This is a genomic window from Streptomyces sp. NPDC050422 (assembly GCF_044458665.1).
In the GTDB taxonomy this organism is placed as follows: Bacteria; Actinomycetota; Actinomycetes; order Streptomycetales; family Streptomycetaceae; genus Streptomyces.
The window spans coordinates 113,374-138,845 of sequence record NZ_JBITIE010000019.1; the positions used below are offsets into that span (position 1 = coordinate 113,374).

Here is a 25,472-nt window from a genome sequence, read left to right on the forward strand (position 1 = left end):
ATATCAAGACATTGATATAACTCCCATGCTTGTCATGTGTCCGATCCTTGTTGTATGCCTATGGCTGTACGCTCGCGACCATGGGAATGACCGCCGGCGACCGCCTCGGCGCGGACATCAAACGTGCAGAGCAAGCCCTCATGGCAGCCAAGAGCGCCGCGCTGAAGGGCGCCGACCTGACTGTCGCGCAGTACGCGGCGCTGTTCGCCCTCGCCGACCACCCGGGCATGTCGGGCGCGGCGCTGGCCCGGGTCTGCCTGGTGACGCCGCAGGCGATGGCGGCCGTGCTCAAGCACCTGGAGGAACGCGAGCTGATCGTCAGGTCCGTCCATCCCTGGCACCAGAAGATGCTGGAGACGCGCCTGACCGAGGCCGGGGTCGAGACACTGCGGCTCGCCGACGAGCAGGCGGTACGCATCGAACGCCGCATCGCGGACGAGTTCACCCCGCAGGAACGCGACACCCTGCGCGAGCTGCTCGCCCGCTGCGTCACGGCGATTCAGCGGGACTGAGTCCCTTCAGGAAGGGCTGGGGCCGTGCTTGACCAGGCAGAACGGATGCCCGGCCGGATCCGCGTACACGCGCCACGGCCGGTCGGTCCCGCCCCCGTCGCCCAGTACGGCCGCGCCGGCCGCCACCACCTCCCGCTCGGCCGTGACCAGATCGGGCACGCCGAAGTCCAGGTGGAACTGTTGAGGGTGCTCGGGATCGGGCCACCGCGGCGGCCGGTGGTCCGCCACGCGCTGGAACGCGAGCACGGAACCGGCCGCCGTGTGCAACGTGGCCCAGTCCTCACCGGTCGCCCACCGGCGGTCCACCTGGTTCACACGCCCGCCGAGCAACGAGTGGTAGAACTCGGCGAGACGCAATGGATCGGGGCAGTCGAGTACCACGCACTGCAGTTCGGTGACCATGGCGGGATCGTATGCTCTGTGGCCTTCCCGCTGGATCAGACTGCGCACAGAACCTCGCGTACGTCCCGCACGACGGCCGCGGCCGTCTCCACCGCCCCGGCGTCCAGCCCCTCCAGCGCCTCGCCCACCCGCGCCGCGAAGTCCGCAGGCGTCTCCGGCAGAGCCGCGGCGGCTGTCAGTGCGCCCTTCTCGTTGAGGCACCAGGTGCGGTGGTGGGCGTGCAGCGACTGGACGAGGATGCCGAACGCCCGCGACAGGCAGAGCGAGACGTGCAGCCGGTCACCGGCCGGTGCCGACTTACGGGCCGCCTCGACCGAGAACTCCGCCTCCCAGGCCGCATCGGCAAGGGCCTTGCGCAGCAGCTCCGGATAGCCGGACACCGCCTGCTGAAGGGCCGTCAGCTCCCCGTGCGGATCGGCGATTACGCGTCCGAGGGCGACCTCGCCCGGATAGGACGGGGACCAGAAGCCGAGCGGATGCCCGGGCTGGACCCCCACCTCGTAACGGCCCTCTCGGCAGTCGGACCAGACTGCCTCGACCCGGTCCAGATCGCGCAGGATCCAGTCGACCGGAACGCCGTCCACCCGGAGCCACGCCCCGCCGTTCACCCACGGACCCCAGCCGCCCGGCCCGGCCACCTCGACCGGGGAGCCCTGGAACGCGGACGCCAGCGCGGTCAGCCCGGCGAGGTCCGGTGCGCCCCGGTAGTAGAGGCCCAGATCCCAGTCCGAGTCCGGACGGTGGGTACCCCGGGCCCTGCTGCCGCCGAGGACGACGGCGCGGACACCGGGCACGGCGGTCAGCCGCTCCGCCATGTCGCCGATCCGCCGGCGCAGTGCGGAATCCGCAGCTCCCGGAGGAGCGGCGGGAAGCGGTTCCGGGTGCGGCTGCTGCGCGGGGTTCGGAGTATTCATCGGACAGGGACGATACCCGCGCCCGAACCGCCGGCGCCTGCGAATATCCTGGGCGTTCAGACCGTCGGCTGACAAAGGAGTCCGAAGGTGCCGTCGATGCTCGATGCCGTCGTCGTTGGGGCAGGCCCCAACGGACTGACCGCCGCAGCCGAACTGGCCCGCCGTGGCTTCGCCGTGGAGGTCTTCGAAGCCGCGGAGGCCGTCGGCGGCGGAGCCCGAACCGAAGAACTCACGCTCCCTGGCTTCCGGCACGACCCGTGCTCGGCGGTCCACCCGCTGGGCATCGGCTCGCCCGCCTTCGGCGCGATGCCGCTGGACCGGCACGGCCTGGAGTGGCTGCAGCCACAGCTCGCCCTGGCCCACCCCTTCCCGGACGGTACCGCCGCCGTGCTGGCCACCTCGGTGGGGGAGACGGCCATGGCGCTCGGACCGCAGGACGCGGGGGCGTACCGGAGGCTCCTCGCACCCTTCCTCGGGCACTGGGACACCCTTGCCCAGGACTTCCTGCGCACCCCCTGGGACGGGCTGCCGCGTGATCCGTACCGCTGGGTGCGCTTCGGGCTCGACGCGCTCCAGCCCGCCACGCTGCTGTCCCGCCGCTTCCGCGGTGAGAAGGCCCGCGGCCTCTTCGCCGGACTCGCCGCCCACGCCATAGCCCCCACCAGCGGTCTCGCCACCGGCGGCATCGCCCTGCTCTTCGCGCTCGCCGCGCACGAGAAGGGCTGGCCGGTGCCGCGTGGCGGTTCGCAGAGCATCTCCGACGCCCTCGCCTCGTACCTGCGGGAGCAGGGCGGCGTCATCCGTACGGGTACGGAGGTCAAGCGGCTGGACGAACTGCCACCGGCCCGCGCCTACGTCTTCGACACCTCGCCGACCGCGCTGGCCCGGATCGCCGGACTGGGCAACGCCTACCGTGGCTACCGCTACGGCGCCTCCTGCTTCAAGATCGACTACGCGCTGTCGGGCCCCGTCCCCTGGACCGCGAAGGAGGCCCGCCGGGCGGGCACGGTCCACATCGGCCCCACGGCCGGCGAGATCGACACCGCACTGCGCGCCGCCGTGACCGGCCGCGACCCGAGCGTGCCGTTCCTGATCACCGCGCAGCCCAGCCTCACCGACCCGTCCCGGGCACCCGAGGGCAAGCAGGTCTTCTGGGTGTACGGACACGTCCCGGCGGGCTGGGAGGGCGACGCCACCGACGTCATCGAACGCCAACTGGAGCGCTTCGCCCCCGGCTTCCGCGACATCGTGCTCGCCCGCGCGGTGACCGGCCCGCCCCAACTGGCCGTGCGCAACGCGAACTACGTCGACGGCGACATCGCCTGCGGTGCCTTCTCCGGGCTGCAGACGGTGATCCGCCCCAGGCTCGCCCGGGTGCCGTACGCGACCGCGCACCCGTCGGTCTACATCTGCTCGTCGGCGACCCCGCCCGGCCCAGGCGTGCACGGCATGTCCGGACACCACGCGGCGAAAGCGGTATGGCGGCGGCTGCGGGAAGCGGGGCCCTCCGGCCGGCGCTGACCTCCACTGCGTGCTGTCGGCCGCCACGGGCGCACGTGTCACGGCATGATGGCCGCATGCGCACACCTTCCGCCGTCACCGTCACCCTCGTACGGGGCGACATCACCCAGCAGTCCGTCGATGCCGTCGTCAACGCCGCGAACTCCTCCCTGCTCGGTGGCGGCGGGGTGGACGGTGCGATCCACCGCAGGGGCGGCCCCGAAATCCTGGCCGCCTGCCGGGAGTTGCGCGCCTCGACGTACGGGAAGGGGCTGCGCACCGGCCGGGCGGTCGCCACCACGGCCGGGAAGCTCGACGCCCGCTGGGTGGTGCACACGGTCGGCCCGGTCTGGAGCAGCGCCGAGGACCGCTCGGCCCTGCTGGAGTCCTGTTACCGCGAAGCCCTGCGCGTGGCGGCGGAGTTGGGGGCGATGACCATCGCCTTCCCGGCCATCTCCACCGGCATCTACGGCTGGCCGATGGACGACGGCGCCCGCATCGCCGTCCGCACCGTGCTGGCGGAGGCCGCCGCGCCCATCGAGGAGGTGCGGTTCGTGCTCTTCGACGCGCACGCGTACGTGGAGTTCGAGGAGGCCCTGGCGGCGGCGCAGGCCTGAGGCGCCCGGGATCGCCCGGCGGTCCGCGCTCAGGCGGGCCGGGCAGCCACCGCCGAAACCGCGTGCGCCGCGGCCGGAACCCTCGGCCGGCCGCTTCCCGACCGATCCGCCTGCCGTGTCGGGGCGGTCGGTTCAGCCATCGCCCATGACCAGACCCTCGGCGAACGGGTGGGCCGCACCGAAGGGCTTCACCGGCGTGACGGATCACGGCACGCGCGTGGCCGGGCCGCCGGGCAGCGGGGCGTGGTGAGGACAGGCCTCGAACGCCTGGATCGCCAGCGCTGCGAAGCGTCGGGAAGCCATGACCTGGGTGGTGGTGGACGTGGCGTGGATCCCCTTGTTGGCCATGAGGACGAGGATGAGATCGTCCAGGACGAAGTCGGACCTGAGGCGCCCTGCGTCTTTGGCTCGCTGGGCCAGTCCGGCGACTGCTTTCACCGTGTACGCACGACCTGCGACATCCGGTGCCCCCGGCAGGGTCGACAGGAAGGCTTCGGTGAACCCCCGGTCGCGTGCGTGCAGCTCGCAGATTTCCTCGATCACCCGGCAGAGGCCGCGCCACGGATCAGGATCTGCGCATCCCGCGTCGACGATGGTGCGGCATGCGTCCAGTTGGCCGGCGAAGGCTTCGGCGACGAGCACCTGCTTGGTCGGGAAGTGCCGGTACAGGGTGGCGGGCCCCACCCCGGCCCGGCGCGCGATCTCCCGCATCGGCACCTCCAGGCCGTCGGCGGAGAGCAGCGCTCGGGCTGCGTCGAGGATGCGTTCGCGGTTGTCCATCGCGTCGGAGCGCAGCTTATGAGGCAGTTGTTCGGTCACTCTCTCACTTTACGTAAACGGACGGCGGCGTCCGTTACGGTCCGGGACATGGAAGTCCGCCGAGACCGGGGCGCACAGCCCCGGAACCGGACGTCGGCCGTGGTGTGAAGCCCCCGCCGGGCAGCGGCCGGTGGCGGGCAGGGAACAGGATCGTGCGTGAGCGGTCCGGAACGTGGAGACGACATTGAAGGCAATCGTGATCCGGACGTTCGGAGGCCCTGAGGGCCTGGCCGTAGTCGACCTGCCGGTACCCACCCCTGCTGCGGGGCAGGTCCTGATCGCCACGGAGGCGGTGGGTGTCGGTGGTGTCGACACCGTGATCAGAAGCGGGTCCCTGGCCGAGTACGGCTTCAAGGAGGGCCACATCCCGGGTGGTGAGGTGGCGGGCACCGTGACCGCGGTCGGTGACGGCGTCGACACGTCGTGGATCGGCCGCCGCGTGTGGGCGTTCACCGGCACCGGCGGAGGTTACGTCGAACAGGCCGTCGCGCCGGTCGACCAGGTTCTCGCCCTGCCGGGCAGCCTGCCCGCCGTCGACGCGGTGACGCTGGGCAGCGCCGGAGCCGTGGCCCACTTCGGGCTTCGCCACGCCCGCTTCGCTGCCGGGGAGACGGTCCTGGTGCGCGGCGCGGCCGGAAGCATCGGGATCATGGCGGTACAGCTCGCGGCTCGTGGCGGCGCCACCGCGGTGGCGGTCACCACCTCCTCGGCCGAGCGTGGCGAACGTCTGCGCCGCCTCGGTGCGACCCATGTGCTGGGGCGCACCGGCGAGGGAGGGGGAGACGCTCCCGCAGGCTATGACGTCATCTTCGACGTGGCCGCAGGGAAGGACATGCCGTCGTTCTTCGACCGGCTCAATCCGAACGGCCGCATGGTGGCCGTGGGCGCTGTCGCAGGCCCGCCGCCCGCGGACTTCGGAACGAAGATCATGGCGGCGTTCCAGAAGTCGATGTCCTTCGCCGCTTTCAGCGCCGCCACCGTCGCCCGAGCCGACCTGTGTGCCGTGCGCAGCGAGCAGTTCGCCGCAGCCGGCCGCGGCGAGATCGAAACGGTGGTGCACGAGGTGCTGCCACTGGACGAGGCCGCGCTGGCGCACCGGAAGATGGCCGCGGGCGAAGTCTTCGGAAGGATCGTGCTTACTCCGTAGCGGAGGTGTGTCCGCGCCCGTACCGATGACGGCCCTGAAGAGTCCGGTCCGCTCCGCGGCCGCTCACTGGGAATCGCCGAGCGGCCGGGCGGGTCCGACACCGTCGACGTCAAAGGTGACCTGGTCCTCGTAACACCACCACCACGTCTCGCCCGGCTCGTAGGAGCGGATCAGGGGGTGGCCCGAGGCCTCGCGGTGGGCGGTGGCGTGTTTGTTGCGGGAGGAGTCGCAGCACCCGACATGCCCGCAGCTCTGGCACTCCCGCAGATGGACCCAGGTATCGCCCTGCGCGACGCACTGGGGACAGGAGTCCGGGCTGTCAGGCGTGACGCGCCGGACCTGGTCCAGGTGCGAACAGATCTGCGGGGCCGTGTCCGTCATAACGGGCTCTCCCTTGGGTTCCGCGCTGCGCGGGCCGGACAGCGGGTCCACGCGGGCCGACGGGCATCGGGCCCGCCCATGGGGCGTCGGAGCTTCCTCAACCCTCTCACCGGGGCGCCGGCTGTCAACCCGGGGCCTGCCGGGACGGAGGCCGAGGAGGTCCTGGCAGCTCAAGGCTGATGTCGGATTCTCGCCAGCCCCGCCCCTGCCGGTGGCCCATGCTTGAACCATGCACACCGACACCGAGCGCTGCGTGCGGGCCGTCCAGTCCAAGGACGCCCGGTTCGACGGCTGGTTCTTCACCGCGGTCCTGACCACCCGGATCTACTGCCGCCCCAGCTGCCCCGTCGTGCCGCCCAAGGTCGAGAACATGACCTTCTACCCGAGTGCCGCAGCCTGCCAGCAGGCCGGGTTCCGGGCCTGCAAGCGGTGCCGCCCCGACACCAGCCCCGGATCGCCCGAGTGGAACGCGCGCGCCGACTCCGTGGCCCGCGCGATGCGCCTCATCCGGGACGGGGTCGTCGACCGGGAGGGCGTCCCGGGGCTCGCCACCCGGCTCGGCTACTCGGCCCGGCAGATCGAACGGCAGCTGCTCGCCGAGCTGGGCGCCGGGCCCCTCGCGCTGGCCCGGGCGCAGCGGGCGCAGACCGCGCGGGTGCTCATCGAGACGACCGGGCTGCCCATGGCCGAGGTGGCGTTCGCCGCCGGGTTCGCCTCGATCCGCACCTTCAACGACACCGTCCGCGAGGTCTTCGCCCTCGCACCGGGGGAGCTGCGCAGCCGAGCGGCCCGCTCGGCGCGGCCCCCGGCCACACCCGGTGTGATAGCGCTGCGGCTTCCGTACCGCGCCCCGCTCAACCCCAGCAACCTCTTCGGCCACCTCGCCGCGACGGCCGTCCCGGGCGTCGAGGAATGGCGCGACGGTGCCTACCGCCGCACCCTCGACCTGCCCCACGGGCACGGCATCGTCGCCCTCACCCCGCACCCCGACCACATCGCCTGCCGGCTCTCGCTCACCGACCCTCGCGATCTCACCCTGGCCATCAGCCGGTGCCGCTGGCTGCTGGACCTGGACGCCGACCCGGTCGCCGTCGACGAGCAACTGCGCTCCGATCCGCTGCTGGCCCCGCTGGTCGACAAGGGGCCGGGCCGACGGGTGCCGAGGACCGTCGACGGTGCGGAGTTCGCCGTCCGGGCCGTGCTCGGCCAGCAGGTGTCCACCGCGGCCGCCCGGACGCACGCGGCCCGGCTGGTCACCGCCCACGGCACACCCGTGGACGACCCGGAGGGCGGCCTCACCCATCTCTTCCCGACGCCTCGGGCACTGGCCGGACTCGACCCCGAACAGCTCGCCCTGCCCCGCAGCCGCCGCCGCACCCTCACCACGCTCGTCGGCGCCCTGGCGGACGGCTCGCTGCGCCTGGGCACCGACAGCGACTGGGAGAAGGCACGGGCCGAACTGGACGCGCTGCCCGGATTCGGCCCCTGGACCGTCGAGGTCATCGCCATGCGGGCGCTCGGCGACCCGGACGCCTTCCTGCCCACGGACCTCGGTATCCGCCGGGCCGCCGAGCAACTCGGCCTGCCTTCGACCCCGGCGGCGCTCACCGCGTGCGCGGCGGCCTGGCGGCCCTGGCGGGCCTACGCCGTGCAGTATCTGTGGACCGTCGACGACCACCCCATCAACCACCTTCCCGCGCAAGGAAGTTCCTCGTGACCACGACGCACATCGCTGCCGCTGCCGCGCCCCGGACGCACATCGCTGCCGCGACCCGGCAGCACACCGTGATCGACAGCCCCTACGGCCCGCTGACCCTCGTCGCCACCGACCGGGTCCTCGCCGGCCTCTACATGACCGACCAGCGCCACCGCCCGCCCGAGGAGACCTTCGGCGAGCCCGACCCCGGCCCCTTCGACGAGGCCGTCGAGCAACTGGACGCCTACTTCGCCGGTGAACTGCGGGAGTTCGACCTCCCGCTGCGTCTCGCGGGCACCCCGTTCCAGCGCTCCGTCTGGGCCGAACTCCAGCGGATCCCGTACGGCGAGACCCGTACGTACGGGGAACTGGCCGAGAACCTCCACAAGCCCGGCGCCTCGCGCGCTGTGGGGCTGGCCAACGGCAAGAACCCGGTCGGCATCATCGTGCCCTGCCACCGGGTGATCGGCGCCTCGGGGAGCCTCACCGGATACGGCGGCGGCCTCGACCGCAAGGAGCGCCTGCTGGCCTTCGAGAACGGTACGCACGACAGCGCTCCCGTGCTCTTCTAGGGGCGGTACGCAGCAGGGCTCCGCGCGGACACGCGGAGCCCTGCTGCCGTACCGGCCCGGTCAGCCGGTGAAGATCTCCACAACCGTCCAGATCGCCAGCCCCAGCATGCACACTCCGCCGATGCGCTGGACGGTCTTCAGCGGTACGCGCTTCGCGATGAACCGCCCCGCGAGCAGCGCCAGCGCCGATACGGACATCAGGGCCGCGGCGGATCCGATCGCGGTGGACCAGGTGCCGTTGCTCGCGGCCAGGTTGGCCGTGGTGATCTGGGTGAGGTCGCCCCACTCGCTGATGAAGACCGCCATGAAGGCGGTGGAGTACACCGGCCAGAAGCCGGTGACCGTCTTCGGGCCGCCCTCCTCGTCGTCGTCGCCCGCGTCGGCCCGCAGCAGCATGAACGCGCCGAAGGCGAAGAGGCAGGCCGAGACGAGCTTGACGATCCAGTCGGGCAGCAGGCCGAGCAGGCCGCCCGCCCCGACCGCGATGGCGACATGCACGATGAACGCGGACGACGTGCCGAACCAGACGTAGAGCGGGCGCATGCGCGTGCCCATGGCCAGCGACGCGAACATCGTCTTGTCGGGAAGTTCCGCGAGGAAGATCAGCCCGAAAGCGGTGATGATCGCCAGGGGGTCGAGATGCATTCCGGGTGGCTTTCTGTAGGAGCCGGGCCCCGGATCTTCCGCGAAGTGCCGCTCGGGCTTTTCGGAGGACCACTCGGCCCGGCATGACGGCACCGCCCACGGGGCGTGGGCGTGTCATACCTGACCGAAGGTCTCGCCCGCCCGCCATGATCCACGAGCCCGGCCACCGGGAACCCGGAGGCTCCAGTATGTCGACGACCGGTTTGCAGGGCTACTCCCCTTCGCAGCCGTCAACGTTACCGCACGCCCCGACGGTGTCGTACGAGGCCCGCGTGGTGCCGAGGGAGGCAGCGGCAGTCATGCACCGGACCGTCCAGGCGCCACCGACATCACGTCCCGGCGCCCGCTCCCGAACCCGCCTCGTCCGTCAACCGCTTGAGCAGGGCGGGCAGCGCCGTGCCGATCGGCTCCCGGATCGTCTCCTGCGCCTGCGCGTCGTACGGCGTCGGCTCCGCGTTCATCACGATCAGCCGCGCCCCGTGCTCCGCCGCGATACCGGCCAGCGAGGCGGCGGGGTGCACCTGGAGCGTCGTACCGACCGCGATGAACACCTCGCAGCCCTTCGCGACCACCATCGCGTTGCCCAGCACCACCGGGTCGAGCCGTTCGCCGAACATGACCGTGGCCGCCTTGAGGATCCCGCCGCACGTGGCGCACGGCGGATCAGGCTCCCCGCCCTGGACCCTGGCCAGGGCCTCGGCCATCGTCGATCGGGCGTGACAACGGGTGCACACCACCTGGCGTGCGGTGCCGTGCAGTTCGAGGACCTTGCGCGCGGAGAGACCGGCCGCCTGGTGCAGACCGTCCACGTTCTGCGTGATCACCCGTACGGCGATACCGGACCGCTCCAGGCCGGCCACCGCCCGGTGGGCCGCGTTCGGCTCGGCGTTCCACGCCGCGGTCGTGAGCCGCATCTGCCAGGAGCGGCGGCGGATCTCCGGATCGGCCATGTACAGGTCGTACCGGACGAGCTTCTCGGCCTCCGGGTCCTTGCGCCAGAGGCCGTTCGGCCCGCGGTAGTCGGGGATGCCGGAGTCCGTGGAGATGCCGGCGCCACTGAGGATCGCCACGAGTGTCATGCGGGGAGCGTACGCACCGTCCGCCGCACCTCGCGAGGCGATATCCAGGGCTGCTGACGTCCCCGCCACGGCGATGGTATCGGTCGGTCCGGACGCGACACTCGTGGTCGAGGTGACGGTGCCGGCCGGCGTCGGCAGCCCCCAGGACGCGATCGAACGCGTCGTACGTGACCACATCGCGCGCGGCCACCGCCCCGAGGCGCGGGCGGCAGCGCGCGAGGAGACCGAGCACGAGGACGGAATCAGGCACCGCAGGACCGGCAGGGCTGACCGGCGGCCCGGAGCCGGCCCGTCAGCCGACGGGGCTGCCGTCCTCCAGCTCTACGGGGCCCAGGCCGGACTCCAGCGCGTCCAGCGCCGCACGCACACGCCCGCGCAGCGCCCCGAGCAGGTACCCGTCGATCTCCGCGGTCTCGACGAGCCTCCACGACAGGAGCTCCTCCTCCTGGAGCCGGACCGCCTTCAGCTGCTCCTCGTCCAGCACCCCGCCGTCGTACACATAGGCCACGATCGGCGGCCGCGCGGTGCCACGCGTCCAATCCACCGCGAGCAGCCGGCCGGGCTCCAGATCGAGGCCGATCTCCTCCGCCGACTCGCGCCGCGCCCCCTGCCGCGGGGACTCGCCGTCCGCCGACTCGATGGTGCCGCCCGGGAGCGTCCAGCCCTCCCGGTAGTTCGGTTCGACGAGCAGCACCCGCCCCTGGCCGTCACGGAAGATGCAGGCCGCACCGGCCAGGACCTTCGGGAGACCGGCGATGTACGCGGCGTAATCATTCGTGGTCACGACGGCAGCGTAGTGGCCGGGTCCAGGGCACGGACACCCATGGGCAGGGAGGGGGTGCGGCGGATAGGGTCGGGGCGGCGCGACTGCCTGTTCGAAAGCAAAGGGAATCAAGGTGACGGACGGAGCAGTGATGAAGACCGCACGCGTGCTCGTCGCGGCGGACAAGTTCAAGGGCTCGCTCACGGCGGTACAGGTCGCGGAGCGGGTGACGGCCGGACTGCGGCGCGTCGTCCCCGGGGTGCAGGTCGAGACCCTGCCCGTGGCGGACGGCGGCGACGGCACGGTGGCGGCCGCGGTGGCCGCCGGATTCGAACGCCGCGAGGCGCGGGTGACCGGGCCGCTGGGCGACCCAGTGACTGCCGCCTACGCGGTGCGCGAGACCACCGCGGTGGTCGAGATGGCCGAGGCCTCGGGCCTCCAGCATCTGCCTGCGGGCGTGTTCGCCCCGCTCACGGCCACCACGTACGGCTCGGGTGAGCTGCTGCTCGCCGCGCTCGAAGCGGGCGCGCGGACCATCGTGTTCGGCGTCGGAGGCAGCGCGACCACGGACGGTGGGGCGGGCATGCTGGCCGCGCTCGGCGCACGGTTCCTGGACGCGGACGGCAAGCCCGTCGGCCCCGGGGGCGGTGGCCTCGCCGATCTGGCCGCGGCCGACCTGTCCGGGCTAGACCCACGGCTCGGCGAGGTCGACCTGATCCTCGCGAGCGACGTCGACAATCCGCTCACCGGGCCCACCGGCGCGCCGGAGGTGTACGGCCGACAGAAGGGCGCGACCGAGGACGACGTCGCGGTGCTCGACGCGGCACTCGCCCACTACGCCTCCGTGCTGGGGCCGGAGCAGGCACAGCTGCCGGGTGCCGGTGCGGCGGGCGGTATCGGGTACGGGGCGCTCGTCGGGCTCGGTGCGCGGTTCCGGCCCGGGATCGAGGTGATGCTCGACGTCCTCGGCTTCGCTCCCGCGCTGGCCCGGGCGACGCTGGTCGTCACCGGCGAGGGCTCCCTCGACGCACAGACCCTGCACGGCAAGGCCCCGGCCGGCGTCGCCGCGGCGGCGCGCGCGGCGGGCATCGAGGTCGTCGCGGTCTGCGGCCGTCTGGCGCTGACCCCGGAGGCCCTGGGCGGTGCGGGCATCCGCCGCGCGTACGCGCTCACGGAGCTGGAGCCGGACCCGGCGGTCTGCATGGCCGAGGCCGGTCCGCTCCTGGAGCGGGTGGCGGAGTCCATCGCACGGGACTTCCTGCGCTGAGGTGAGGTGACGGGGGCGGGGGCCTTTCCGGGGGCTCCGCCCCCGTACCCCCGCTCCTCAATCGCCGGAGGGGCTCGCACTCAGCCGGACCGCCTCCAGGGCCAGCATCAGTTCCACCAGCTCGCGCGGCCGCGACAGTGAGCGTGACGTCAGCGCCTCCAGCCGCCGCAAACGGTTCAGCACCGTGTTCCGGTGGCAGCACAGCCGCACCGCCGTACGCCCCGCCGACCCCCCGCACTCCAGCCACGCGTCCAGCGTCGACACCAGCAGGGCCCGGTCCGCCGGGTCCCGGGCCAGGAGCGCGCCGAAGACATCCGTGGCCAGGTGGGCCGCGAGGGCCGGCTGGCCCGCCACGAGGGCCCCGGGGACCCGGCCGTCCAGGCAGACGACACGCTCGCCGCCCGGCCCGCACGTCAGCAGCGCCGCATCGGCCAGCCTGCGGGCCGCGCCCAGGGCGGACAGGCCGTCCACCACCGGACTGACCCCACCGGGGCCAGGACCCCCCTCCGACAACAGCGCGGCGACGGCCGCCGGTTCCGCATCCCCCAGCGCCACCACCGCGATCTCCCGGTCCGGCCGAGACCGCCACAGGAACCGCATCCCGTGCGCGCCGGCCGGGCGGTGCGGGATGCCCCCACGCGCCGGGACCACCGCCACCGCGTAGCGACCCCGCTCCGGCAGCCCCAGCACCGCACCGGCGAGCGCCGCGAGGTCATGCCCGCTCTCGTCGTCCAGCAGCGCGTCGAGCAGCGCCCACCCCCGCTCGTCCCCGCGCTGCCGCATGCCCGCTCCGTTCTCCGCACGCCTCTGGGAGCCGCCCGCTCCACCGGACCGCCGTCGTGAGGATGGCACCGGTCCGGGTCCGGGGCGACAGGGCACACCCCGCCTCTGTGCGCGTGCACAACCGGCGGCCCTCCGCACGGGGCACCCGCAGCGTTTCGGCCGGTGACCGTGGACGCGCGGGCCGTCCGCTGCTGGTCTGTGGCCCCACAGAGACACAGGGGCAGGCACGAGCAGGCACCGGCAGGCACAGGCGTAAAGCGCCGGCCACGGCCGGGCCGCGACCCCTGCGCACCACGCGAATCGACGCGTCGATTCCAAGACAAGGCGGAAGGAGGAGGACGCATGGCAACGCTCGAGATCCGCGCACTGTCCGTGGGCTACGGCCCCGTACGATCCCTGCGCGACGTCTCCCTCGATGTGCCGGCCGGCGCGATCACCGCCGTACTCGGCGGCAACGGGGCCGGGAAGACCACGCTGCTGCGGGCCATCTCGCGGACCCTCGGCTTCCACCGCGGGACGGGTACGGGCACCGTCCGCTTCGACGGCCGCCCCCTGGACGGGCTGCGCGCCGCCCAGGTGGTGGCCGCCGGAGTGGTCCAGGTGCCCGAGGGACGACAGGTGTTCGCCCGCATGACGGTGGCAGACAACCTGCGGGCGGGCGCCCTCGGGGCCCGCGGCGGCCGCAAGGCGTCGGCGGCCGCACTGACCCGCGTACACGAACTGTTCCCGGTACTGGCCCAGCGCGCGCACCAGCGCGCCGGCCTGCTGTCGGGCGGCGAACAGCAGATGCTGGCGATGGGGCGGGCCCTGATGGCCCGGCCCCGGCTGCTGCTGCTCGACGAACCCTCCCTGGGACTGGCCCCGTTGATGGCGCAGCGCATCGCCGAGACGGTGCAGGAGATCAACGCGTCGGGCACCTCCGTCCTGCTCGTCGAGCAGAACGCCGCGATCGCCCTGCGGCTCGCCTCCACGGCCTACGTCCTGGAGGTCGGCGAGGTCACTCTGGAGGGGCCGGCCGACGAACTCGCCGCCTCCGACGAGGTGCGCCGCCGCTACCTGGGCGTCGTCGACGAGACGGCCGCCGAGGACGCGGGCCGGGCCTCCGGGGCCGTACGCACGCTGAGCAGGTGGTCCGCGTGACCGTTGTCCAGGAAACGGCTCCGGCCGCACTCGCCGTCCGCGACGTCACCGTCCGCTTCGCCGGGCTCACCGCCCTCGACGGCGTCTCCTTCACCGTGGAGCCCGGCAGCGTACACGCCGTCATCGGGCCCAACGGGGCAGGGAAGTCGACCACCTTCAACGTGCTGTCCGGGGTGTACCGGGCGACCTCCGGCAGCGTCCACCTCGGCACGACGGAACTCACCGGGCTCGCCCCGCACAGGATCGCCGCGCTCGGCGTCGCCCGTACCTTCCAGAACCTGGCGCTGCCCCCGCACGCCACTGTCACCGACAGCCTGCTCCTCGGCCGGCACCGGCTCACCCGCGCCGGGTTCCTCGCCAGCGGACTGCGCCTGCCGTCCGCCGCCCGCGAGGCCCGCCGCCATCTGGACCGGGTCCGCGAGATCGCCGAATTCATCGGGCTGGAGAAGGAGTTGGACCGGCCGGCCGGGGCGCTCCCGTACGGGCAGCAGAAGCTCGTCGAGCTCGGCCGCGCGCTCTGCATGGAGCCGCAGGTCCTCCTTCTGGACGAACCGGTCGCCGGGATGACCGCCGACGAGCGGCGGCGCACCGCCGCGGTCGTCGCCGGGGTGCGCGACAGCCTCGGCATCTCGATCGTGCTCGTCGAACACGACATGGGAGTGGTGATGCGGCTCGCGGACGCCGTGACCGTACTCGACTTCGGGCGCAGGATCTCCGGCGGCACCCCCGCCGAGGTCCAGAACGATCCGGCCGTCGTCCAGGCCTACTTGGGGGCACAGGAATGACCACCTTCATCGAACTCCTCCTCGGTGGCCTCTCCATCGGCTCCGTCTACGCATTGATCGCGCTCGGCTTCGTCGTCATCTTCAAGGCCACCGAGGTCGTCAACTTCGCCCACGCCTCTCTGCTGCTCGCGGGCGGCTACGTGACCGCCGTCCTCCACGACGACATCGGCTTCTGGCCCGCGCTCGCCGTCGGCATAGCGGGCGCGGCCGTCGTCGGAGCGGCCGTCGAGTTCCTGGTGATGCGCCGCTACCGGGGCAGCGACCACAGCGTCCTGGCGATCGTCACCATCGGCGTCGACATCCTCCTCACCACCGAACTGACCCGGCGCATGGGCACGGAGGTGCTCGCGCTCGGCGACCCGTGGGGCGACGACGTCGTCACCATCGGCGGCGTCACTCTCGCCGAGACCCGGATCGCCGCGTTCCTCGCCGCCGGTCTGCTCATCACGGTGTTCCTGCTCGCCTTCCGCTTCACCTCCTGGGGCGTGTCGATGCGGGCGGCCGCCGAGAACCCGCAGACCGCGGCCCTGATGGGCATCAAGCTCGGCCGGGTCTCCCTCGCCGCCTGGGCGGTGGCGGGAGCACTCGCCGCGGTGGCCGCGCTCTTCCTCACCGTCTTCCCCACACCGGGACTGGAACGGGCGACCTCCCTGGCCGCACTCAAGGCCTTCCCCGCCGCGATCCTCGGCGGACTCGACTCGACGACCGGGGCCCTCGCCGGGGGACTCATCGTCGGCGTCACCGAATCGCTCGCCACCGGCTACCAGAGCGACCTCTCCTTCCTGGGCCGCGGCATCGGCGACCTCGCCCCCTACCTGGTGATGGTGCTCGTGCTGCTCCTGCGGCCCGCGGGACTCTTCGGTACGAAGGAGCTCGCCCGTGTCTGAGACCACGACCACCGAAACCGCCGCGGGAGCCCGGCTCACCACCCCGTCCGAGGCCCTCGCCGCCCGGCTGCGCCACCCGCGTACCTACCTCTGGGCCGTCGGCTCGGTACTGCTGCTCGCGTTCCCGTTCTACCTGGACCGCTTCTGGCTGCAGGCCGGACTCTTCGCCATGGCCGCCGCCATCGGCGCCATCGGGCTCAACCTCCTCACCGGCGCCACCGGCCAGCTCTCCATGGGGCACGCCTTCTTCCTCGCCGTGGGCGCGTACGGCTACTGCGTCCTGGCGGGGGAGAGCAGCACGGAGAACGGGCACGAGCTCTCCGGACTCGGCCTGCCCAGCTGGCTCGCCGCCGTGCTCGCCGTGCTCCTCGCCGGAGTCGCCGGCGGACTGTTCAGCCCCATCGCGAGCCGGCTGCGCGGCGCCTATCTCGGCATCGCGACCCTGGCGCTGATCTTCATCGGCCAGCACGTGCTGTTCAACGCGGGCTCCCTCACCGGCGGCTTCAACGGCCGTGCCGTGCCGCCGCTCTCGCTCTTCGGCTTCGACTTCGACGACACCGAGGTCATGGTGGCCGCAGTGCCGTTCCAGTCCTCCGAGAAGCTCTGGTACGCGGCGCTGCTCGCCCTGCTCCTGAGCGGCCTGTTCGCCCGCGGTGTGCTGCGCGGCCGGCCGGGCAGGGCGCTCAACGCCATCCGCGACCACCGCATCGCGGCAGGAGTGATGGGCGTGCCCGTCGCCCGCTACCGGGCGGGTGTCTTCGTCCTGTCCTCGATGTACGCCGGACTGGCGGGTGTCCTGCTCGCGCTGGTCTTCCAGCGGACCGTGCCCGAGTACTTCGGCATGGTCCTGTCCCTCGAATACCTCGCCATGATCGTCATCGGCGGGCTCGGCACCGTGGCGGGAGCGGTCGTCGGGGCCGCGTTCGTCTCGCTGCTGCCGCAGCTGCTCACCCACTACAGCGATTCCCTGCCCCTGGTCTCCGCCCCCGGTACGGGCGGTCTGGCTCCGGGCGAGGCATCGCGCTACCTGTACGGCGCCGCGGTGGTCGCGGCTGTTCTGTTCCTGCCTGGCGGCCTGACACGTCTGATGAAGAACTCGGGAGAGAAGAAATGAAACTGCGTGTGCTCGGGGCCGTGTGCGCGGCCCTCACCCTCACCCTCGTGGGCTGCAGCGAGAAGGCCAAGTCCTCCGACGGGGGAACTCAGGACAAGGGCGGTGTGAAGACCGGCGAGGGCGTCACCGACTCGACGATCTCACTGGGCGCGCTCACCGACATGACCGGGGTCTACGCCTCGCTCGGCAAGAGCGTCACCCAGGCCCAGCAGCTCTGGGTCAAGCAGACCAACGCCGCCGGCGGCATCTGCGAGCGCAAGGTCGAACTGACCGTGCGCGACCACGGATACGACCCGCAGAAGGCCATCGCGGGATACACCGAACTGGAGCCGAAGGTGCTGGGCTTCACCCAGTTCATCGGTTCGCCGTTCGTGGCCGCCGTCGAGCAGCGCATCGACGGCCAGGACAAGGGACTCGTCCTGCCGCAGGCATGGTCGGCCAATCTGCTCGGCAGCAAGTACGTCCGCGTCATCGGCGCCACGTACGACGTCGAGACGATCAACCTGATCGACTACCTGCTCGCCGAGAAGCGCATCGCCAAGGGCGACAAGATCGGTCACGTCTACTTCGAGGGCGACTACGGCGAGAACGCCCTGGCCGGCTCGAAGTACGCGGCGAAGGAGGCGGGCCTCACCGTCGTCGAGCAGAAGATCAAGCCCACCGACAACGACATGACCGCCCAGGTCTCCGCGCTCAAACAGGCCGGCGTCAAGGCCGTCATCGTCAGCGCCGGCCCGCGTCAGGCGGCCTCACTGGTCGGCGTCGCCGCAGCCACCGGCTTCAAGGTCCCGGTCGTCGGCAACAACTCGGCGTTCGCCCCCCAGTTGCTGAAGACCCAGGCGGGTCCGGCCCTGGAGGCCGACTACTACGTCGCCGCGTCCACCCTGCCGATCGGCGACCCCGGAGCCGGGCCGGCGAAGCTCGCCAAGGAGTACGGCGCCGAGTACCCGAAGGACGGACTCGACAACGGCGTCATCGCGGGCTACAACGCGGCGAGCCTGTTCGGCGAGGCGCTGAAGAAGGCCTGCGCCTCGAAGGACCTCACCCGTGAGGGCATCGACAAGGCGCTGCTCACCATCACGGACTTCGGCAGCGACTTCGGGATGCCGCACAACTTCTCCGACCCGGCGGCGCCCTCCACCCGGGAGAGCGTGATCATGAAGCCGGACGCCAAGACCCCCGGCGGCCTCAAGGTCGTCAGGCCCGCGCAGGCGGCAGCGGCGGCGAAGTCCTTCACGCTGAAGTAGACGGCAGCGGCACAAGGCCCGCGGGGCGGCACGCGTGATGCGTGCCGCCCCGCGAGTGTGTCCGGATCAGCTGGAATAGGCCTCCAGTTCCGAGAGCTGTGCAGCCGGCCAGCCGGTGTTGCCGGTGAACGTCAGCCGCAGATAGCGGGACGAGGTGCCGGGCAGGGTGACGGTCGCCTGATTCCCGCTCGACGGATCGAAGGTGTAACCCGCCGAGGCCTTGAGCGAGTTGAAGTTGCTGTTGTCGGCGCTGCCGGACACGCTCAGCGTCTGTGTGCGGGTGGACCAGGCGGCCGCCGGGGGAAGCTTCAGGACCAGGCGCTTGACCGCCTTGGCCGCGCCGAGGTCCACGGTGATGGTCTGCGGGAAGGCGTGGTTGGTGCTCTCCCAGTAGGTGTTCGCGTTGCCGTCCACGGCGTTGGACGCGCCGTACACGTCCGCGTGGCCGGACTCGGTGACGTTACGGCCCTGGGCGAGGTTCCCCGTCTCGGCCGGCGGATCGGTGGGAGGGTCCGTGGGCGGGTCGGTCGGGTCGGTCGGCGGGTCGGTGGGCGGGTCCGTCGGGCCGCTGCCGCCGCCCGGCACCCCGCCGTTGGTCCACACCGGGGCAGGCCAGGTGCCGGTGCAGGCCGGCGGATCGGCGTACCAGCCGGAGTTGCCGGCGCCCCGGGTGATCTGGAAGCCGCTGCCCACGCAGTTGTGGATGGGGTTGGACTGGGCGATGTGCGTGGCAACGACATCGGTGAAGGTGGCCGTGCCCGGTGCCTGGATCTGGAGGGCGTAGGTGCCGGCGCCGTCGATCCTGATGTGGTCGAAGTGCAGCCCGTTCGTCGCACCTTCGATGAGGTGGATCGCGGCGTAGGAGCTGTCCAGGATCTCGGTGTCGGAGATGTTGACCGTGGCGTTGATCGGCTCGTTGAGCCCGCTGAACCAGATCGCGCCGACGCCGAACTGCCAGTTGTAGTCGTTGTTCCCGGTACGGATCAGGGTGTTGCGCGCTGCCGTGGTCGTACCGGAGACGGCTGTGCCCTGACCGGAGTTGACACCGGGGTAGCGGTTGGCGATGTGCAGGCCGCCGCCGTTGGTGATGGTGTCCGACATGACGTTGTCGGAGATGGTGATGTCCTTGCCGCCGTACGTGACGATGTTGTTGGCGAGGATCGGCAGGATCACGGTGTTGAACGTGAACTTGTTCTTCACGTTCGGGACGTTCTCCGCCCACATCGCCAGACCGTCGTCACCGGTGTTGCGGACGAAGGTGTTGGTGACCGTGGAGTTCGTGACGCCGTAGTGGAAGTTCACGCCGTCCGCGGTCTGGTCCAGGATGCGGCTGTTCTTGATGGTGAAGTTGTCCATCGGGCCGTCCATCCAGGCGCCGCACTTGGTGTGCTGCATCCAGACGTTGTCGACGGTCGAGTCGGACAGCGCCCCGCCGATGGCGTTGACCTGGTCGTTGTCCTCGCGCTCACGGATGTCGCCGATGATGGCGAAGTCCTTGAGTGTGACGTTGCTGCTGCCGCCCTCCCCGGCGTACTTGCCGTAGACGCCGACGCCCTTGCTCCGGTTCGAGGGGTCCCGCCCGGTCAGGACGGAGTACCAGGGACCGGCGCCGCGCAGCGTCACCTTGTCCACGACGATGTGGTCGCGGACCTGGAAGGTGCCCTGCGGGATGTAGACCTCCTTGCCCTGCGCCTTGCCCGCGTTCACGGCCGCCTGGATCTTGGCGGTCGAGTCGGCGGCCCCGGTCGGGTCGGCGCCGAAGTCGGCGACGACGTCAAGGGCGCCCGAGGGCTTGACGGTCGGCGCGGCCACCTGCTCGAAGTCCGCCAGGTCGATGGTGAACGACGGTGAGGCGGCGGTGGACGTGACCTGCAACCGGACCTTCGTACCGGCCGCGAGGGTCGATCCGAACATGGTCCGGGCCTCGTCGTAGAAGTGGTGCGGGTTGGTGTCGCCCGGATTGTTGTTGAACGGGTAGCCGCCGTAGTACCAGCCGTACTTCGAGGTGACAGGCACCGCCTTGGGCGAGGCGCCGTTCACCGTCACGTCGATCGAGGCGTCCCGGCCCGATCCGGCGGCGTTGTCCGGCAGCGAGTACCGGAAGGACATGGCGTTCGCGGGTGCGGTGAGCGTGAACTCCACGTACTCACCGACCGCGTCCAGGGTCACGGCCTGCCGGCCCGACGCTTCGGAGGGAAGCGTGCCGTACAGGCGGTTCGGGCCGATCAGGGTGCCGTTGGTGGCGGCGTACTCGGCTTCCTGCTCCTTGAACGGAACGGTCGCGCCGCGACCGGGGACCGCCAGTGGGGAGGGGGCGGGGACCCCCGCTGCCTGGGCGGGCGGCGCGCTGGACAGGACTACGGCGGCAGCGGCGGTGAACGCGGCGATCGCCAGCGAGAGAGAGGCGGATATGGATCGTCTGAGCAACTGGCTTCGGGGTGGTGAGGTCACGTCTCAGTCGTCCTTGCGGCTCGTGGGGGCTCTTCGGACGCCCCACAGGCTAGGAGGAGCGACGCAAGGAAGTCCACGCTGCTGCGCAAGATTCTGTCTTGAGTACTCAAAATTGCGACGAAACACTGTGGGAATCTGGTGTTCTGGGCGGGTTGGTGGGGCCGGTGCCGCCGGTGGGATCGTGGGCGCCGCCCGCCTGCCGTGAGCCGGCGGGGGTGCGGAAGGCGTCCCCGGCATGAAGGACCGGGGTCTCCCGCCCGCCGGATCGCCGTGGATGTCGCCGTGACCCATTGACAGTGCGCCGGTGTGCTGGCTTCATGCTTGGGAGCGCTCCCACAATTTCTTGCTCTTCACCCGAAAGGTGAAAACGAATGAAGTCCTTCAGACGTGGGCGAAAGGGAACATGGGCGGCCGCGGGGCTGGCCGCCGTCATGCTGTTCGCCTTATCGGGAACGGCCGCCGCGCAGCCGGTACATCCTGCCGGCAGGGTGTCCGCACAAGCCGGGGCGGGGGCGCAAACGGAACCCCGGGCGGAATCCCGTACCGAAGCTGCGACCGGCACGGACTGGCTGCACACCGACGGCAATCGGATCGTCGACGAGAACGGTCACGACGTCTGGCTGACCGGCGTCAACTGGTTCGGATTCAATGCCACCGAGCGGGTCTTCCACGGCCTCTGGTCGGCCAATCTGGACACCCTCACGCGTCAGATGGCGGAACGGGGCATCAATATCGTCCGGGTGCCGATCTCCACCCAGCTCCTCCTGGAATGGAAGAACGGACAGGCGACCGTCCCCAGTGCGGTCAATTCCTGGGCGAATCCGGAGCTGAAGGACAAGACGAGCCTTCAGGTATTCGACGCCTTTCTCGATGTGGCGAAGAAGTACGGCATCAAGGTCATGCTCGACGTACACAGCGCCGAGGCGGACAATGCCGGACACATCCACCCCGTCTGGTGGAAGGGATCGATCACCACCGAGCAGTTCTACACGGCATGGGAGTGGGTGACCGACCGCTACAAGTCCGACGACACGCTGGTGGCGATGGACATCAAGAACGAGCCGCACGGCAAGCAGGGTGACAGCCCCCGCGCGAAGTGGGACGGCTCCACCGACCAGGACAATTTCAAGTACGCCTGCGAGACGGCGGGCAAGCGAATTCTCGCGATCAACCCGCACGTACTGATCCTCTGCGAGGGGATCGAGGTCTACCCGCGGGACGGAACGGACTGGTCCTCCACCGACCCGGCGGACTACTACAACGACTGGTGGGGCGGCAATCTGCGCGGCGCGGCGGAGCACCCCGTCGACCTCGGGGCCCAGCAGGACCAGCTCGTCTACTCCCCGCACGACTACGGACTGCTCGTCTTCGCTCAGCCCTGGTTCCAGGGCGAGTGGAGCCGTACGACGCTGGAGCGGGACGTCTGGGACCCGAACTGGCTCTACCTCCACAAGAGCGGCGCGGCGCCCCTGCTGATCGGCGAGTGGGGCGGCTACCTGGACGACGGGCCCAACGAGAAGTGGATGACCGCGCTGCGTGACGTCAGCGTGGAGAACCGGATCAGCCAGACGTTCTGGTGCCTCAACCCGAATTCGGGCGACACCGGCGGCCTGCTCGGCTACGACTGGGCCACCTGGGACGAGGCGAAGTACGCCCTGCTGGAGCCGGCCCTGTGGCAGGAGGGCGGCGCCTTCGTGAGCCTGGACCACCAGACTCCGCTCGGCGGCGCGGGCAGCACCACCGGCATCAGTCTCACGGACCTGTACGGCTCCGGCTGAGATGCGGGGCCCCGGGTGCGCGCCCGTGGCGCGGTCACGCACGAGGGCCCGGATGCTGGGGAGCATCCGGGCCCTCGTCCTTGCTGTGCGGTGCGGACTACGGCAGCTGAGCCGCTCGTGCCTCGCGCCGGTTGTCACGGAAGGTGTTCACCCGGCGGGCGGTCGCGAAGAGCGGGATGACCGCCCCCAGGACCACCTGGAGCGCGCAGCCGGTCTGGAGCAGGAGCTGACCGCCCGGGGCATCGAACGCCCATGCGGCCAGCAGCCCCATCGCGGCCACGATCCAGCCGAGCATCGCCACCGCGAGCACACCCCGCGGTTTCGGGTACTCGACCCGGCTGACCATCAGCCACGCCACTCCGATGATCGCGAGCAGCGTCGGCACGAAGGGCAGCTCCAGGAGCACGATCGAGATGACCGTGAGCGCTCCGAAGGGGCTCGGCATGCCCTGGAACATGCCGTCCTTCAAGGTCACGCAGGAGAATCTCGCAAGCCTGAGCACCACCGCCAGCAGCACCACGATCGCCGCGAGCGCCGAGACCCGCTGGTGTGCGTCGTCCGCGACCATGCCGTACACGAGGACGAAGTACGCCGGAGCGAGCCCGAAGCTGACCAGGTCCGAGAGGTTGTCCAGCTCGGCACCCATCGGCGACGAACGCAGCTTGCGGGCCACGAGTCCGTCGAACAGGTCGAAGATGGCGGCCATGAGCATGAGGATCACGGCGGTGGCCGCGGAATGCCGCGCCATGCCGCTCTCGTCGCTGCCCGTGAGGTGCGGGATGAGGATCCCCGTGGTGGTGAAGTACACCGCCATGAAGCCGCACGTGGCGTTACCGAGAGTGAGGGTGTCCGCTATCGACAGCCGCATCGAGAGCGGCATGTCCTCGGCGTCGTCCTCGGCCTCGGCCTCCGGCACCCAGCCGGCCTGTGTGTCGGGATCAATCACGGTCAATGCGAGTCACCCCCGCGGTGGTGGCCTGGCCGACCTCGACCGCGACATCGATACCTTCCGGAAGGTAGATGTCGACCCGGGAGCCGAAGCGGATCAGGCCGATGCGCTCGCCCTGCTCCACCTTCGTGCCCTGAGGGAGGTAGGGGACGATGCGGCGGGCGACCGCACCCGCGATCTGCACCATCTCGATGTCACCGAGCTCGGTGTCGAAGTGCCAGACAACGCGCTCGTTGTTCTCGCTCTCCTTGTTGAACGCCGGGACGAACCCACCGGGGATGTGCTCGACCGATGTCACCGTGCCGGCCAGGGGCGCGCGGTTGACGTGCACATTCAGCGGGCTCATGAAGATCGCGACGCGGGTGCGCCCGTCCTTCCACGGCATGATGCTCTGCACCACGCCGTCGGCCGGTGAGATGACGCGCCCCTGGGTGATCTCGCGCTCGGGGTCGCGGAAGAACCACAGCATGCCCGCCGCGAGCGCGGTGGTGGGCACGGCCACCGCCGCCCAGCGCCCGGACCTGCGGGCCCGGGACAGGCTGAGTGCGGCGGTGGCGACGGTCGGCAGGAGCCACGGCGAAGCTCCGCGTGCAAGGCGGACCCCGCCGCGTGGTGCAGAGGTATGGCTGTCGGGCATGGATGACCTTCGTAGCGGATGATGCCGCGCTGGCAACGGGGGACGGCGGCTTTTCCGGCGATGTTATCGGTTGCGGACCGCAACTGGGCAAGCCAGCAGCCGAGTCGGACGTCTGGAAGGCACCGGATGAGGATGACAGGGTGTGATCTTCTTCGCGGTTAAATCACCTCGAAAGGGACAATCAACCCTGGAAACGGTACTCCTCGAGGAGTCGGCGCCCGATGATCATTTTCTGGATCTCGGCGGTACCTTCACCGATCAGCAGCATCGGGGCCTCGCGGTAGAGGCGCTCGATCTCGTACTCCTTGGAGAAGCCGTAACCGCCGTGGATACGGAAGGCGTCCTCGACGACTTCCTTGCAGTACTCGGAGGCGAGGTACTTCGCCATCCCTGCCTCCAGGTCGTTTCGCTCCCCGGAGTCCTTTTTGCGCGCTGCATTTACCATCATCGCATGCGCGGCCTCGACCTTGGTGGCCATTTCGGCCAGCTTGAACTGGATCGCCTGGTGCTGGGCGATCGGTTTTCCGAAGGTGTGACGCTGCTGCGCGTAGGAAACGCCCAGTTCGAATGCACGCTGTGCGACGCCACAGCCACGGGCAGCCACATTTACCCGGCCCACCTCCACGCCGTCCATCATTTGGTAAAACCCTCGGCCGGTGGTGCCGCCCAGCACGCGATTGGCCGGAATGCGTAGCCCGTCCATGATGAGTTCGGTGGTGTCGACGCCCTTGTAGCCCATCTTGTCGATCTTTCCCGGGATGGTGAGGCCGGGCCGGACCTCGCCGAATCCGGGCTCCTTCTCCACCAGGAAGGTCGTCATCGACTTGTGCGGCGGCGTGCCCTCGGGGTGGCCTTCGTCACTCCGGCACAGGACCGCCACGAGCGAGGACGTGCCGCCGTTCGTCAGCCACATCTTCTGACCGTTGAGGACGTACTCCTCGCCGTCCTTGACGCCCTTGGAGCTGATCGCCGAGACGTCGGAGCCCAGTGCCGGCTCGGACATCGAGAAGGCGCCGCGGACCTCGCCCAGTGCCATCCGGGGCAGGAACGTGTCCTTCTGCTCCTGCGTGCCGTGCTGCTTGAGCATGTACGCCACGATGAAGTGCGTGTTGATGATGCCCGACACGCTCATCCAGCCGCGGGCGATTTCCTCCACGCACAGCGCGTACGTGAGAAGCGACTCACCCAGACCCCCGTACTCCTCGGGAATCATCAGCCCGAAGAGGCCGAGCTCCTTGAGCCCCTCGACGATCTCGGTCGGGTACTCGTCACGGTGTTCCAGCTGGGTCGCGACCGGAAGGATCTCCTTGTCGACGAAATCCCGGACCGTGAAGAGGATTTCCTGCTGCACGTCGTTGAGACCGGCCGTCTGGGCGAGTCGAGTCAT

Annotated in this window: 25 protein-coding genes; 13 read left to right on the forward strand and 12 right to left on the reverse strand. The window is 70.8% G+C overall.

The annotated features are described in order from the left end of the window. The first annotated feature begins 80 nt into the window (after positions 1-80). The gene (locus ACIBJG_RS28500; protein WP_399311662.1) at positions 81-512 is read left to right on the forward strand and encodes a MarR family winged helix-turn-helix transcriptional regulator; all 432 of its coding nucleotides are present in this window, start codon (positions 81-83) and stop codon (positions 510-512) included. Between the two features lie 6 nt (positions 513-518). Here the strand turns inward: ACIBJG_RS28500 and ACIBJG_RS28505 are convergent, their stop codons facing one another. Then, positions 519-914, reverse strand: a complete 396-nt coding sequence (locus ACIBJG_RS28505; RefSeq protein ID WP_399311664.1) for a VOC family protein — start codon at positions 912-914, stop codon at positions 519-521. Between the two features lie 35 nt (positions 915-949). After that, positions 950-1,729, reverse strand: a complete 780-nt coding sequence (locus ACIBJG_RS28510; RefSeq protein ID WP_399311809.1) for a nucleotidyltransferase domain-containing protein — start codon at positions 1,727-1,729, stop codon at positions 950-952. Between the two features lie 186 nt (positions 1,730-1,915). Between ACIBJG_RS28510 and ACIBJG_RS28515 the strand changes: the two genes are divergently transcribed. Together ACIBJG_RS28515 and ACIBJG_RS28520 are read left to right on the forward strand one after the other, a co-directional pair. Further along, positions 1,916-3,349 carry a phytoene desaturase family protein gene (locus ACIBJG_RS28515; RefSeq protein ID WP_399311665.1) on the forward strand — a complete coding sequence of 478 codons (1,434 nt, stop codon included), beginning with the start codon at positions 1,916-1,918 and terminating at the stop codon, positions 3,347-3,349. 56 nt (positions 3,350-3,405) lie between these two features. Then, positions 3,406-3,945 carry an O-acetyl-ADP-ribose deacetylase gene (locus ACIBJG_RS28520; protein WP_399311667.1) on the forward strand — a complete coding sequence of 180 codons (540 nt, stop codon included), beginning with the start codon at positions 3,406-3,408 and terminating at the stop codon, positions 3,943-3,945. A gap of 204 nt (positions 3,946-4,149) precedes the next feature. Here ACIBJG_RS28520 and ACIBJG_RS28525 read toward each other — a convergent pair whose 3' ends face one another. Next, the gene (locus ACIBJG_RS28525; RefSeq protein ID WP_399311668.1) at positions 4,150-4,764 is read right to left on the reverse strand and encodes a TetR/AcrR family transcriptional regulator; all 615 of its coding nucleotides are present in this window, start codon (positions 4,762-4,764) and stop codon (positions 4,150-4,152) included. Positions 4,765-4,948: 184 nt separating this feature from the next. Here ACIBJG_RS28525 and ACIBJG_RS28530 point away from each other — a divergent pair, with 184 nt between their 5' ends. Then, a complete protein-coding gene (locus tag ACIBJG_RS28530; protein WP_399311670.1) occupies positions 4,949-5,911 on the forward strand; it encodes a zinc-binding dehydrogenase in 963 nt (320 codons plus the stop codon). Between the two features lie 63 nt (positions 5,912-5,974). On the opposite strand, the gene ACIBJG_RS28535 is transcribed toward ACIBJG_RS28530, so the two are convergent. Beyond that, positions 5,975-6,292, reverse strand: a complete 318-nt coding sequence (locus ACIBJG_RS28535) for a UBP-type zinc finger domain-containing protein (RefSeq protein WP_399311672.1) — start codon at positions 6,290-6,292, stop codon at positions 5,975-5,977. A 229-nt stretch (positions 6,293-6,521) separates the two neighbouring features. Between ACIBJG_RS28535 and ACIBJG_RS28540 the strand changes: the two genes are divergently transcribed. Both ACIBJG_RS28540 and ACIBJG_RS28545 read left to right on the forward strand, forming a co-directional pair. Further along, entirely contained in the window at positions 6,522-8,009 is a 1,488-nt protein-coding gene (locus ACIBJG_RS28540; protein ID WP_399311673.1) for an AlkA N-terminal domain-containing protein, read from the forward strand. Then, the gene (locus tag ACIBJG_RS28545) at positions 8,006-8,560 is read left to right on the forward strand and encodes a methylated-DNA--[protein]-cysteine S-methyltransferase (protein ID WP_399311675.1); all 555 of its coding nucleotides are present in this window, start codon (positions 8,006-8,008) and stop codon (positions 8,558-8,560) included. Before ACIBJG_RS28540 ends, ACIBJG_RS28545 begins: the two co-directional genes overlap by 4 nt. A 60-nt stretch (positions 8,561-8,620) precedes the next feature. Here ACIBJG_RS28545 and ACIBJG_RS28550 read toward each other — a convergent pair whose 3' ends face one another. The 3 genes from ACIBJG_RS28550 to ACIBJG_RS28560 form a co-directional block, all read right to left on the reverse strand. After that, the gene (locus ACIBJG_RS28550) at positions 8,621-9,205 is read right to left on the reverse strand and encodes a TMEM165/GDT1 family protein (protein ID WP_399311677.1); all 585 of its coding nucleotides are present in this window, start codon (positions 9,203-9,205) and stop codon (positions 8,621-8,623) included. A 329-nt stretch (positions 9,206-9,534) separates the two neighbouring features. Then, positions 9,535-10,284, reverse strand: a complete 750-nt coding sequence (locus tag ACIBJG_RS28555; protein ID WP_399311679.1) for an SIR2 family NAD-dependent protein deacylase — start codon at positions 10,282-10,284, stop codon at positions 9,535-9,537. Positions 10,285-10,576: 292 nt separating this feature from the next. Then, a complete protein-coding gene (locus tag ACIBJG_RS28560) occupies positions 10,577-11,068 on the reverse strand; it encodes an NUDIX domain-containing protein (protein ID WP_399311681.1) in 492 nt (163 codons plus the stop codon). A gap of 130 nt (positions 11,069-11,198) precedes the next feature. Here ACIBJG_RS28560 and ACIBJG_RS28565 point away from each other — a divergent pair, with 130 nt between their 5' ends. Beyond that, positions 11,199-12,314 (forward strand): glycerate kinase, encoded by a 1,116-nt coding sequence (locus ACIBJG_RS28565; protein ID WP_399311683.1) that lies wholly within the window; start codon positions 11,199-11,201, stop codon positions 12,312-12,314. A gap of 57 nt (positions 12,315-12,371) precedes the next feature. On the opposite strand, the gene ACIBJG_RS28570 is transcribed toward ACIBJG_RS28565, so the two are convergent. Further along, a complete protein-coding gene (locus ACIBJG_RS28570; protein WP_399311685.1) occupies positions 12,372-13,097 on the reverse strand; it encodes a PucR family transcriptional regulator in 726 nt (241 codons plus the stop codon). A gap of 342 nt (positions 13,098-13,439) precedes the next feature. On the opposite strand from ACIBJG_RS28570, the gene ACIBJG_RS28575 reads away from it, so the two are divergent. The 5 genes from ACIBJG_RS28575 to ACIBJG_RS28595 are packed head-to-tail and all read left to right on the forward strand — an operon-like array spanning position 13,440 to position 18,270. Then, positions 13,440-14,237 carry an ABC transporter ATP-binding protein gene (locus tag ACIBJG_RS28575; protein WP_399311687.1) on the forward strand — a complete coding sequence of 266 codons (798 nt, stop codon included), beginning with the start codon at positions 13,440-13,442 and terminating at the stop codon, positions 14,235-14,237. Beyond that, positions 14,234-15,022 (forward strand): ABC transporter ATP-binding protein, encoded by a 789-nt coding sequence (locus ACIBJG_RS28580; protein ID WP_399311689.1) that lies wholly within the window; start codon positions 14,234-14,236, stop codon positions 15,020-15,022. The genes ACIBJG_RS28575 and ACIBJG_RS28580 overlap by 4 nt, the downstream gene beginning before the upstream one ends. Further along, complete coding sequence (locus tag ACIBJG_RS28585; protein WP_399311690.1) at positions 15,019-15,909, forward strand: branched-chain amino acid ABC transporter permease; 891 nt, start codon at positions 15,019-15,021, stop codon at positions 15,907-15,909. The genes ACIBJG_RS28580 and ACIBJG_RS28585 overlap by 4 nt, the downstream gene beginning before the upstream one ends. Beyond that, positions 15,902-17,023 (forward strand): branched-chain amino acid ABC transporter permease, encoded by a 1,122-nt coding sequence (locus ACIBJG_RS28590; RefSeq protein WP_399311692.1) that lies wholly within the window; start codon positions 15,902-15,904, stop codon positions 17,021-17,023. Before ACIBJG_RS28585 ends, ACIBJG_RS28590 begins: the two co-directional genes overlap by 8 nt. Next, positions 17,020-18,270: an ABC transporter substrate-binding protein gene (locus ACIBJG_RS28595; RefSeq protein ID WP_399311694.1), complete on the forward strand. Its 1,251-nt coding sequence runs from the start codon at positions 17,020-17,022 to the stop codon at positions 18,268-18,270. Before ACIBJG_RS28590 ends, ACIBJG_RS28595 begins: the two co-directional genes overlap by 4 nt. Before the next feature lie 66 nt (positions 18,271-18,336). On the opposite strand, the gene ACIBJG_RS28600 is transcribed toward ACIBJG_RS28595, so the two are convergent. Next, on the reverse strand, positions 18,337-20,721 hold the full coding sequence (locus ACIBJG_RS28600) for a discoidin domain-containing protein (protein ID WP_399311696.1): 2,385 nt from the start codon (positions 20,719-20,721) through the stop codon (positions 18,337-18,339). A 371-nt stretch (positions 20,722-21,092) separates the two neighbouring features. Between ACIBJG_RS28600 and ACIBJG_RS28605 the strand changes: the two genes are divergently transcribed. Then, complete coding sequence (locus tag ACIBJG_RS28605; protein WP_399311698.1) at positions 21,093-22,499, forward strand: glycoside hydrolase family 5 protein; 1,407 nt, start codon at positions 21,093-21,095, stop codon at positions 22,497-22,499. Positions 22,500-22,596: 97 nt separating this feature from the next. On the opposite strand, the gene pssA is transcribed toward ACIBJG_RS28605, so the two are convergent. The 3 genes from pssA to ACIBJG_RS28620 all read right to left on the reverse strand — a co-directional run bounded on the left by pssA (position 22,597) and on the right by ACIBJG_RS28620 (position 25,472). Further along, on the reverse strand, positions 22,597-23,415 hold the full coding sequence (pssA, locus tag ACIBJG_RS28610) for a CDP-diacylglycerol--serine O-phosphatidyltransferase (RefSeq protein WP_399311811.1): 819 nt from the start codon (positions 23,413-23,415) through the stop codon (positions 22,597-22,599). 22 nt (positions 23,416-23,437) lie between these two features. Then, positions 23,438-24,085 (reverse strand): phosphatidylserine decarboxylase, encoded by a 648-nt coding sequence (locus tag ACIBJG_RS28615; RefSeq protein WP_399311700.1) that lies wholly within the window; start codon positions 24,083-24,085, stop codon positions 23,438-23,440. A 181-nt stretch (positions 24,086-24,266) separates the two neighbouring features. After that, entirely contained in the window at positions 24,267-25,472 is a 1,206-nt protein-coding gene (locus ACIBJG_RS28620) for an acyl-CoA dehydrogenase family protein (protein ID WP_399311702.1), read from the reverse strand.